Origin of the sequence: Bacillus cereus group sp. BfR-BA-01382 (genome assembly GCF_022663475.1) — a bacterium.
Classification (GTDB): domain Bacteria; phylum Bacillota; class Bacilli; order Bacillales; family Bacillaceae_G; genus Bacillus_A; species Bacillus_A thuringiensis_S.
Genome location: NZ_JAKUFQ010000152.1, coordinates 1 through 9,394 on the forward strand (window position 1 = coordinate 1; position 9,394 = coordinate 9,394).

The following is a 9,394-nucleotide window of genomic DNA, read 5'->3' on the forward strand; positions in this document are numbered from 1 at the left end:
TAATAAAAGTAATAGTCCGCATTTAGAGGACGTTGTTTATGTTTAAGATGAGATTTCTTCCTATACATAGCCAGCGTCCTCTTTTTTATATAAAAGGAGGAACCTGGCTTATGAAAGAGTTAATAAAGCAGTACAAGGAAACGCTAAAGCAATTAGAATTATCAAAGAAAGGTGCTACAGAAAAGGATACAGAAATAATTGGTGAAATGATATCAGATATAGAATATGCAATAGAGTGGATGTGTACAGCAAAGAAGCCAGGTAATCGCCGAGGTATTGAACGTAGGGCCGCATATCAGCGCGAGAGACCGTGTGATCCGTTATTAATGCAAAGATATACACGTAGTACGGTAATGCCAGTGTATGAATGGGATACGGAAGCGAAAGAGAGTGTCATATCTGAATGGGATCGTATACAGCTAGAAGATGCATTATCAACTCTTACAGAAAGAGAAAAGGAAATATATGTAATGTCTAGAGGGCATGGTTTCACTCAGGAAAAGATTTCCAATTATTTAGGTGTAAAGAGAACTACTATCCAAGAGTATTTAAAAAGAGCAGATAAAAAGATTGGTGAAAGATTAAACGGAAGTTTATTTTGTATATCTTAGAATTCTTTTTTGAAAAAAATGTCGAAATTTGTCGTCAAAAAGCCACCTATATATGAAAGGTTACCGAGACCTGTTCCGATGGTATCTGTTTTGGGTGACCCAGTGTTTGCTCGTATATAGATTCTATAGGAACGTTTTTTTCAATACACAATATGTGGTGGGATGTTGCGAGTCTCATTGCTGCAAATCATTTAATAAAGGAGTTGGTTCTCATGTAGTGAAAATCAAAACAAGTACACCACTTGTTTAAAAGGCGTCGGAAGAAGTGCAAACGTCTTGATATAAATCCTTTATAATTCGATAGCGGTCAGCGAAGGCCATGCGACAGCCGAAGTATTGACCATTCCTATTCAGAGGGAGGACTATTTTTAGTCTTCTCTCAGTCACTGACCACAGGGCGTGTAGCCATACTAGTTGATGCGGTGGCTGAGAGAAGGTTGAGAGTGATCTTGACCTTTGATTCACAAAGACATATCCCCTTATGCTCGAACGTGAATTTCTCCCATCCCCTTTAATATTTTTATAAGCCGTAAAAGAACCGTCATTTTAATAGTGGCGGTTTCTTTTTTAAAGAAAGGATGAGGATATGAGTAATAAAGAAAATGTAGAAATAACAATTATAGCGAACAACGAATTGTTAGAGAAACAGTTAAGAAATAGCAATTTAAGTGATGAAGCAGCCGTTAAGGAATTAAGAGCAGTCACCATACCATTAAGCAACAATAAAATCGTTAGTATTCCTTATCTAAAGAGTGAACTATAGCATCCATAATGGGTGCTTTTCTTTGTTATATAAAAATTACACATTAAAGCCCATCTATCTATGTTAGATGGATAATCAGAGTAACCGAATGTACGCAGCTTTATTAGACAAATTAGACACCTAAAAAAGGAAAGGATGAGGTATAGTGGATAACTCATATATTGATATCAAATTTCAAGAAGGACCAATTCAAGAGAATGGAGTGAATGGTGCGCAGATTGAAGAAGTGATTCAAGTATTACATGATAGATTGCAAGGATTCCAAAATGGAAGATTTCCGTGTAATGAAAACACAATGGCAATGCACCATTTAAAGCGAGCGAAAAAATGGTTAGATGAACGCTCGGCAAAACGTAAAGCGCAAGGTGTAGAAGGGAAATACGAAAAGCATAATGATTAAACCAATAGCAATTATCGTAGGCGCTGCCGTGATCTGGGTGGCGTCTTGTTTGTTGTTAAGGAAAGATAAGCGCAAACGTGTTGCATTTAGGAGGTGAGAGGAATGTTTCATAAATTTAAAGATTCTCTTGCTTGGGCTATAGTTTGCATCGGATTATGGATTGAAGGTTTTAGAAGATAAACTTAACAAAAATAGAGATAGTTAACATAGTTAAATTTATGCAAGGAAAAGCAGGTGTATGAGGGTAAAAACAGCGTAAAATCAACAATGTATAAAATATGTTGTAAGTGGAAGTTCTCAAAAGTGCAACAAACGTTGATATGACAGCATATTTCCCGAAAATCTTGTTTACATAAGTATTCTTATCGGCAGTCATTTTGAATATCTATTCATTTCCCATGCATGCAACAAATTCCCTACCACTATTTTAAAAATAAGATTCTTTTTGGAGTGGTTTTTATGAAAAAGAAACGATATTTGAAGAAAAGAAAGAAAATGAATCTTTATTATGTGACGAATGGATATACAGGATATAGCCAAATACATGTGTATGTCATTGCGGAAAACCATGAGAGAGCAGAAGAACTAGCTTCCAGAAGATTTAGAGAAGACGCTAGAAATAAAGATTATGATGGAGTTCTTGCTAATTATAAAAAATTAGGATGGCCTACAGATCACTTAAAGGAATATCGTTATGATGAAAGTTATTGGACTGATTTAGATGTTTATTGTGAAGCAGAAGACGTATCAAAAAGAATTTGTTTCGGATGTAAATGATTAAATGCTGCTTTTTTTATTTTGTGAAGAGGGAGAATGATAAATGCTAGAGTTATCCAAAATTGAAAAGATTGCAATCGCATCTTCAATTCTTTCGACATTTGGAGAGGATGCATTGGCTCCTCACGTTGATATAAATCGTTTATCAGAATTATTTGAGGAATCCACTCAAAAATCAACAGCAAGACAATGCGGTGAAGCGACAGTTAGTGTTTTAAATAAGATTATTGATAGTTTGTCAGAGGAAGAGGAGGATGAACAATGAAACTAGATCAACAAGAACAAGCGGTTGTTATAGGTAATACAATTATGATGCTTGGTGGGCATGAAGAGGTAACTAAGTATGTTGATCCTCAGAAGTTGGCCAAAGTAAGTGATATTCACAACGAGTTATATGATAATACAACTCCGCGTGAACGAAGAGCAGCGATGATTAGGTTGCTTGATAAAACAATGGACGAGTTTTTGAAGTAGCAAACATAAAAAACGGAAAAGTAATTCGTATTGGGGACGAATTACTTTTCCGGATGACAATGTTAACTTTATTATAACAACTTGTATTAATTTGGTAAATGTATATTCTTAATTTTCCATAAAATCATTTAGATATTATAGTGAGGTGGTGGTTATGGCCAAAGGTAAGGTACATACATGGCTGACAAAAGAAGGGTTACTAAAAATAGAAGGATGGGCACGTGATGGACTTGTAGACGAACAGATTGCCAAAAACATCGGTATCAGTCGCGCCACGCTTAGTAACTGGAAAAAGAAACACCCACTAATTACAAGGGCATTAGCTAAAGGTAAAGAGGTTGTAGATCGTGAAGTAGAAAATGCTCTTTTGAAAAAGGCGCTTGGATACACGTATGAAGAAGTTATTACCATGCGGCAGGAAGTTGAAGAGGATGTTTTTCAAGACGTTGAAGTAAAACGTATTAAAAAACAAGTACCACCAGATACGACTGCTATTATTTTTTGGTTAAAGAATAGAAAACAAGACACATGGCGTGACCGTAAAGAATTTGATCATAGCGGTGAAATGAAACAAACAGTAGAACAAACAACAGATTTAAGCAAGTTGTCAGTAGAGGAGCTGAAGCAAATTGAAAACATCCTTAAAAAAACTACCGACACTTGAGGTTATTAAGAAAGAACTTGCCAGAAGGTCATTTGCTGAGTATGTAGAATACGTCCATTTCGGTAATTACCGACACTTTAGGCACACCAGATTAATATGTGATACACTGCAGCGAATTGCAGATGGTGAGCAGTTATATGTATTAATTGAAATGCCACCACGGCATGGTAAGTCAATGACAACGACGGAATCATTCCCGTCTTTTTTTATTGGTAAAAATCCAGAGAAGCGTGTAATTGTTGCTTCGTATTCAGATAATTTAGCTAGAAAGTTTGGTCGTTTAAATAAACAAAAAGTGGCCAACTTTGGTGATGAGTTATTTGGATACAGATTATCAGATGATAATGCTGCAAAGAACGACTGGTCACTCCAGGATCATAAAGGTGGAATGATTGCAACGGGTATTGGCGGTTCTATTACTGGACAAGGTGCAGATTTACTTATTATAGATGACCCGTTTAAAAATGCAGCTGAGGCAAATTCTCCTACTATTCGTGAAAACGTATGGGATGAGTGGGAGTCTACACTTTCTACACGTCTACATAAAGGGGCTTCTGTCATTGTTATTATGACGCGCTGGCATGAAGATGATATTATTGGTCGTTTATTAGAGAGAAGTCCTCACGATTGGATTAGACTTCGTTTACCTGCTATTGCAGAAGATGAGGATGATTTACTTGGACGTAAAATTGGAGAACCTTTATGCCCAGAGCTTGGATATGATGAAAAGTGGGCAAAAAATAAGAAAATTGAGGTAGGCACTCGTACTTGGTCTTCTCTGTTTCAACAAAGACCAAGCCCAGGGGAAGGAGCAATATTTAAACGTCCGTGGTTTGTTAAGTTTTATACAGAAATACCATCAGATATAAGCGAACAAATGCAGTCTTGGGACTGTACTTTTAAAGATACAGAATCAAGTGACTTTGTTGTTGGCCAAGTATGGGGTAAACGAGGTGCTGATAAGTATTTATTAGACCAAGTAAGAGACAGAATGGATTTTCCTGCTACATTACGAGCAATAAGAGCCCTGACTGCTAAATGGCCACGTGCAGGAGTAAAACTTATAGAAGATAAGGCAAACGGTTCGGCAGTTATACAAACTCTCCAAAGAGAAATACCAGGCATAATAGGGGTTAATCCGGAGGGTGGAAAAATTGCAAGAGCACAAGCTGCAGCACCGCAATTCGAAGCAGGTAATGTGTATCTACCAGATCCATCAATAGCTCCTTGGATTCATGATTTTATCGAAGAATTTATCGTGTTTCCAAATGGTAAGAATGATGACCAGGTGGATGGTACATCACAAGCTTTAAATAGATGGAATGCACTACAGGAAACGAAGTATGTTGTTGCTCCTGTTATTGGGGGAATTAAGAGGAGGTGAATATTATGGGCATTAGAAATTGGTTCTCTGGTAAGAAAAACAAGAGAAACGATAAGTTAAGAGCAAATGTTTCTGCAGCTGTTCGTTCTTCTGTAAAAGGATTTCAAGGTGGTAAACAAACACAGAACAAATGGGAACAACAATTCATGTGGTATAACGGGCCTATACGACGTTCTGAGTACCGGACAAAAGATGTTATGGAAAGTCTGAGAATGATACGTGACATTGATCCGGATGCGAGTATGGCGATATGGAACTTTATTCGATTGGGTAATAGTGGGCATGAATTAGAATGCTTAAAACCTACTGGTAAACCAGACAAGGCAGCACAGGAAGTACTTAATGATATTGCTAAACGAGTAGGAAAAATGTATGGAGGCGGTACAGATCAGCTGATTGGTGTACTATTCCTCACTGCGATTACTCAAGGTGCAATTGCATTAGAAGTAGAATTAACGGAAGGTATAGATGGTGTAGTTGATTTCCATGCAATAGACCCTTCTACTTTAGATTTCCGTTTTAACAAAGAAGATAAACAGTTAGAGTTAGTTCAGAAGCAGGACAACGGGGAATATAAGGTCTTAAATCAAGAACAGGTATTCTATTTCCCTCTTGATCCAGACGTAAATGATCCATATGGACGCTCTCCTATCCTGCCGATATTGCAAATTATCTTTTTCCAGGTGCAAGTTTTACGTGATTTACAAAAGGTAGTGCACCATCAAGGACATGCTCGGTATGATATTAAAATTGTTGAAGAGTCCATAATGAAAAATATACCACCACATATACAAGGTGATCCTGAAGCGGTTCAGCAATACGTCCGAGGTTATATAGACGAAGTAATAAGTATGATGAGTGAATTAGAACCAGACGATGATTTTTACCATACTGACAGCGTAGAAGTAAATATCACAGGTGGTATACAAGGTAAATCTATGGATGTTACTAAAGTTATTGATGTAATTAACCAACGTGTAACTACTGCATTGAAGCAGCTGCCTATTTTATTAGGTAGAAATGAGGGAACTACAGAGACACATGGTACTATTCAATGGCAAATCTATGTAGCAGGTATTGAAAACATGCAGCGTGGGATTAAGCGTTTATTAGAGCGTGCTTATAACGTAGCTCTGCAGGTGCATGGCAAACAATCTAAGGCTAGACTTACTTTTAATTCAATACGGGTTAATGACCGCGAAAAAGAAGCAAATGCTGAGAAGATTGAAACAGAAACAAAACAAGCTCAGGTTGCTGCAGGTTGGATTGATAACAATGAAGCAGCACAGCACATGGTTGGCCATGATGCAGTAGCAGAACCGCAAGCTCCCTCTGTTCCACCTATAGTAGAAAGAAGTAAGCGGCGGCAGATGAAAAAAGAAATTAATATGCGTGCTGATTCTGAGGAAGATGAGTATGTAAAAGAAATGGATTTACCTTGGTCTTCTGAGATTGCAAAAATCACAACAAATGCACGTGAGGAAATGCATTCTTTACTGCAAGAACAGTTAGAAAAATATATTGATAGGTTACAAGAAGCACCAGAGGTTCCCACCCGTATGTTGTTAGATATACAGCGTATGCCAAAAGAAGAGCGAATTCTAGAACCAATTAAAGCGTTTATTGAATGGGTTCGTAAACATATTCTCGGTGATTCTACTCAAGAAATAGAAGAATGGAACGAGTTAGCGTATAAATGGTCTGAGCAAGCTGGATTAGTAGCCGGTGAAGAAAACTTATTTGAGATTGATCCAGAGCTTAATTTTAACTTCCGTGATGAGAAGCTGCTCCGGTGGCTTGCTAATCGTGCATATAAAAGTGCAGAACTTATACAAGGTACAACGGATGAAGCTGTTATTATGACTCTCTGGGATGTAGCAGCAGAAGGTAATTATACAATCCAGAAGTTTTCCGATGCGCTGCAAGAATCCTTTGAATTTAGTGACACCAGGGCAACTACAATAGCTCGTACAGAAGTAATAAACGCTTCTCGTGCAGGGCAGTTTCACTCTGATGATCAAAGTGGAATGGTAATAGGAAAAGAATGGCGTTCTGCAAGGCAACCAGATAGAACGCGTCCTGGTCATTATGATGCTAATGGACAGATTCAACCATTTGACAAACCGTTTGAAGTAGCAAATGGACAAGGTAACCTAGAGAAACTGATGTTCCCTGGAGATGATTCTCAAGGAGCTACTGCTAGTAATCTGATTTGTTGTCGTTGTTGGTACAAACGAATTCTGCAAGGTGAAGAAGATAAATTAAAATAGGAGGGCTATACGATGCCACAAACAAATGAACAAATTGAAAACACATTTAGTTATCATTCTCCAGAAGAAGGACAACCAGAGAAATATGAGGCTTTACGAGAAAAGGCTAAAGAATTTGCATACTTAATCGATGAACTATGTCCTGCTTCTCGTGAAAAATCAGTTGCTTTAACTAATTTAGAAACTGCTGTAATGTGGGCTAATTCTGCAGTTGCACGTAACTAAATCTACGCTATTTGAGAGGAGGTGAACGATTTATGAGTGAAGCAGCACAGGTTTTACATCTACCAGTTCGTTTAAGTCTTGAGCAGAACCAAGATGTTGATTTAGAACTTATTAATCGTCATACAATTGAGCCTGTTACTATGGATGAAATATTTACGTTTAGTGGTAATTGCTCAAATGATAGATTAGATTCATATTTTACAAGAATGGACCCAACTACAACATTACGAAATTATGCAGAAGATTTAAAAACAGGTGTTTCATTATTAAATGGTCATGATATCTCTTTAGTTCCATATGGCCGTAGCTATGATGGTATTCTTGTCCCTGCTGCAGATGATGCAAATAGTCTCAATGCAGTAAGAGGGCACTGGTACATTATGCGAGGACTCACTTTAAATGGTGAGAATACAGATGACACTATTAGAGCAATGAAAGCTGGCATTATTAGAGATATGTCAGTTGGATTTGGTGGAGATAAAATGTCATATCGATGCGGATCATGTGGCCGTGATTTATGGGATTGGGAATGTCCTCATATTCCTGGTTTGGAGGATGAGAACGAGCGAATTTCATTTTCTTGGATTGTAGATGCTCATTTACGAGAAGTATCTACTGTATACAAAGGTTCGACACCAGGAGCCTATATTGATAAAGCGCGTGAATATGTGCAGCAGGGGCAACTATCACAACAAAATATCGAAAGACTAGAACGCCAGTTCCAAGTTCGCTTGGATGATAATAAGCGTTCATTTTTTATGTCTAAAAATTCAAAGGGGGCACGTAGCATGGGATTATTACAACAAATTACTGAAGCTATTCGAGAAAACAAAGTTGAAAAACGAGAAATTTATAAATTACTTGGGGAAGAAGGAGAAACTTTCCGTCAACCAGATGATATCGCTATTCGTAATGCGCTTGGTGATAACGCCACAGTAGAGGGTGTTAAGCAGTTAAAAGAGGAAGCAGAGCAAGGGCGTACTTATGCTGCAGATATGGTAAATAAAGCTGTTGAGGCACGTACCAGAGCTCAAGGCGACAAATTCGATGCTGAAAAATATCGTCAAATGTTAGTTCGTGCTGCTGATTTAGATTTTGTAAAAGAAGAAATTGATACTTATGAAGCAATGGCCAAAGAACGTTTCACACCTGGTCGTCAAGTTGGTGGAGATCCATTAGGTGGAGGAGATCCAGAAGACGATGTAATTGTTTCAGAACGATTTGAAGGAGGTAATAAATAATGTTTAACAAAGTAGGCGGTATTGTACCAGATAGTTATGGTTTATCACTCACTGTATTCGCACAAGATGCAACTTCAGAAAGTCCTGTTAAAGCAGGTACACCTTTAAAATTTGCTACTACAGGAGCGTATCATGCCAAGAAAGCAGCTGCTGATGATGCGATTGTCATGACCGCAAAGCATACAGTTAAATCCAAAGATGCCCCTTTAGGTGTGCATGTATATGGTTATTCTCGTAATGCAGAATTCCCTTGCAGTGGAGCGATTGCTATTGGTGATTCAGTTGTTGCTGATGGGAACGGTGGAGTCAAAAAGGCAGCTGCTGCAAATGGTTCTTATGTTTACTTGGTTAACAGTACGAAAAAAACAGTAGAAGTTTTACTACCTTAAAGGAGGAAGTCACATATGAAATTTAAACATAAAATTAAAAACAGTCGTGGCGAAGTAATAGAACTAGCAAACGGTTCTGAATTAACAAGTGCAATTGCAGAGGCTTCTGCTAAAAACGGACGTATCGCAGGACAAGCAGGAGATTTAATTAGTAAAAACAGTTCTGCTACTTTTCGTTCTTATCTTGATGCACAAG

At 37.8% G+C, this 9,394-nt stretch carries 13 protein-coding genes; all 13 read left to right on the top strand.

Going from position 1 to position 9,394, the window contains the following annotated elements; genetic code table 11:
- The first annotated feature begins 110 nt into the window (after window positions 1-110).
- Entirely contained in the window at window positions 111-611 is a 501-nt protein-coding gene (locus MR160_RS31540; RefSeq protein ID WP_242299017.1) for a sigma-70 family RNA polymerase sigma factor, read from the top strand.
- 586 nt (window positions 612-1,197) lie between these two features.
- Window positions 1,198-1,374: a hypothetical protein gene (locus MR160_RS31545; RefSeq protein WP_242299018.1), complete on the top strand. Its 177-nt coding sequence runs from the start codon at window positions 1,198-1,200 to the stop codon at window positions 1,372-1,374.
- A 145-nt stretch (window positions 1,375-1,519) separates the two neighbouring features.
- Window positions 1,520-1,774, top strand: coding sequence for an Acb2/Tad1 domain-containing protein (locus MR160_RS31550; protein ID WP_242299019.1), 255 nt, complete (start codon window positions 1,520-1,522; stop codon window positions 1,772-1,774).
- Between the two features lie 459 nt (window positions 1,775-2,233).
- Window positions 2,234-2,551: a hypothetical protein gene (locus MR160_RS31555; RefSeq protein WP_242299020.1), complete on the top strand. Its 318-nt coding sequence runs from the start codon at window positions 2,234-2,236 to the stop codon at window positions 2,549-2,551.
- A gap of 43 nt (window positions 2,552-2,594) precedes the next feature.
- Complete coding sequence (locus MR160_RS31560; protein WP_242299021.1) at window positions 2,595-2,816, top strand: hypothetical protein; 222 nt, start codon at window positions 2,595-2,597, stop codon at window positions 2,814-2,816.
- Window positions 2,813-3,025, top strand: coding sequence for a hypothetical protein (locus MR160_RS31565; RefSeq protein ID WP_043937563.1), 213 nt, complete (start codon window positions 2,813-2,815; stop codon window positions 3,023-3,025). The genes MR160_RS31560 and MR160_RS31565 overlap by 4 nt, the downstream gene beginning before the upstream one ends.
- A 154-nt stretch (window positions 3,026-3,179) precedes the next feature.
- Window positions 3,180-3,689 carry a hypothetical protein gene (locus MR160_RS31570; protein ID WP_242299022.1) on the top strand — a complete coding sequence of 170 codons (510 nt, stop codon included), beginning with the start codon at window positions 3,180-3,182 and terminating at the stop codon, window positions 3,687-3,689.
- Window positions 3,655-5,073, top strand: a complete 1,419-nt coding sequence (terL, locus tag MR160_RS31575) for a phage terminase large subunit (protein ID WP_242299023.1) — start codon at window positions 3,655-3,657, stop codon at window positions 5,071-5,073. Before MR160_RS31570 ends, terL begins: the two co-directional genes overlap by 35 nt.
- A 5-nt stretch (window positions 5,074-5,078) precedes the next feature.
- Entirely contained in the window at window positions 5,079-7,343 is a 2,265-nt protein-coding gene (locus MR160_RS31580; protein ID WP_242299024.1) for a phage minor head protein, read from the top strand.
- A 12-nt stretch (window positions 7,344-7,355) separates the two neighbouring features.
- The gene (locus MR160_RS31585; protein ID WP_242299025.1) at window positions 7,356-7,568 is read left to right on the top strand and encodes an Acb2/Tad1 domain-containing protein; all 213 of its coding nucleotides are present in this window, start codon (window positions 7,356-7,358) and stop codon (window positions 7,566-7,568) included.
- Between the two features lie 32 nt (window positions 7,569-7,600).
- Window positions 7,601-8,809 carry an HK97 family phage prohead protease gene (locus MR160_RS31590; RefSeq protein WP_242299026.1) on the top strand — a complete coding sequence of 403 codons (1,209 nt, stop codon included), beginning with the start codon at window positions 7,601-7,603 and terminating at the stop codon, window positions 8,807-8,809.
- Window positions 8,809-9,198: a hypothetical protein gene (locus MR160_RS31595; protein WP_242299027.1), complete on the top strand. Its 390-nt coding sequence runs from the start codon at window positions 8,809-8,811 to the stop codon at window positions 9,196-9,198. The genes MR160_RS31590 and MR160_RS31595 overlap by 1 nt, the downstream gene beginning before the upstream one ends.
- Window positions 9,199-9,213: 15 nt before the next feature.
- Window positions 9,214-9,394: hypothetical protein (locus MR160_RS31600; RefSeq protein ID WP_242299028.1), on the top strand; the 181-nt coding region annotated here is incomplete at its 3' end.

Excerpts from the sequence above, each read along its gene's own strand:
- MR160_RS31540 (WP_242299017.1), top strand. The coding sequence starts at position 111 with ATGAAAGAGTTAATAAAGCAGTACAAGGAAACGCTAAAGCAATTAGAA.
- MR160_RS31545 (WP_242299018.1), top strand. The coding sequence starts at position 1,198 with ATGAGTAATAAAGAAAATGTAGAAATAACAATTATAGCGAACAACGAA.
- MR160_RS31555 (WP_242299020.1), top strand. The coding sequence starts at position 2,234 with ATGAAAAAGAAACGATATTTGAAGAAAAGAAAGAAAATGAATCTTTAT.
- MR160_RS31560 (WP_242299021.1), top strand. The coding sequence starts at position 2,595 with ATGCTAGAGTTATCCAAAATTGAAAAGATTGCAATCGCATCTTCAATT.
- MR160_RS31565 (WP_043937563.1), top strand. The coding sequence starts at position 2,813 with ATGAAACTAGATCAACAAGAACAAGCGGTTGTTATAGGTAATACAATT.
- MR160_RS31570 (WP_242299022.1), top strand. The coding sequence starts at position 3,180 with ATGGCCAAAGGTAAGGTACATACATGGCTGACAAAAGAAGGGTTACTA.
- MR160_RS31580 (WP_242299024.1), top strand. The coding sequence starts at position 5,079 with ATGGGCATTAGAAATTGGTTCTCTGGTAAGAAAAACAAGAGAAACGAT.
- MR160_RS31585 (WP_242299025.1), top strand. The coding sequence starts at position 7,356 with ATGCCACAAACAAATGAACAAATTGAAAACACATTTAGTTATCATTCT.
- MR160_RS31590 (WP_242299026.1), top strand. The coding sequence starts at position 7,601 with ATGAGTGAAGCAGCACAGGTTTTACATCTACCAGTTCGTTTAAGTCTT.
- MR160_RS31595 (WP_242299027.1), top strand. The coding sequence starts at position 8,809 with ATGTTTAACAAAGTAGGCGGTATTGTACCAGATAGTTATGGTTTATCA.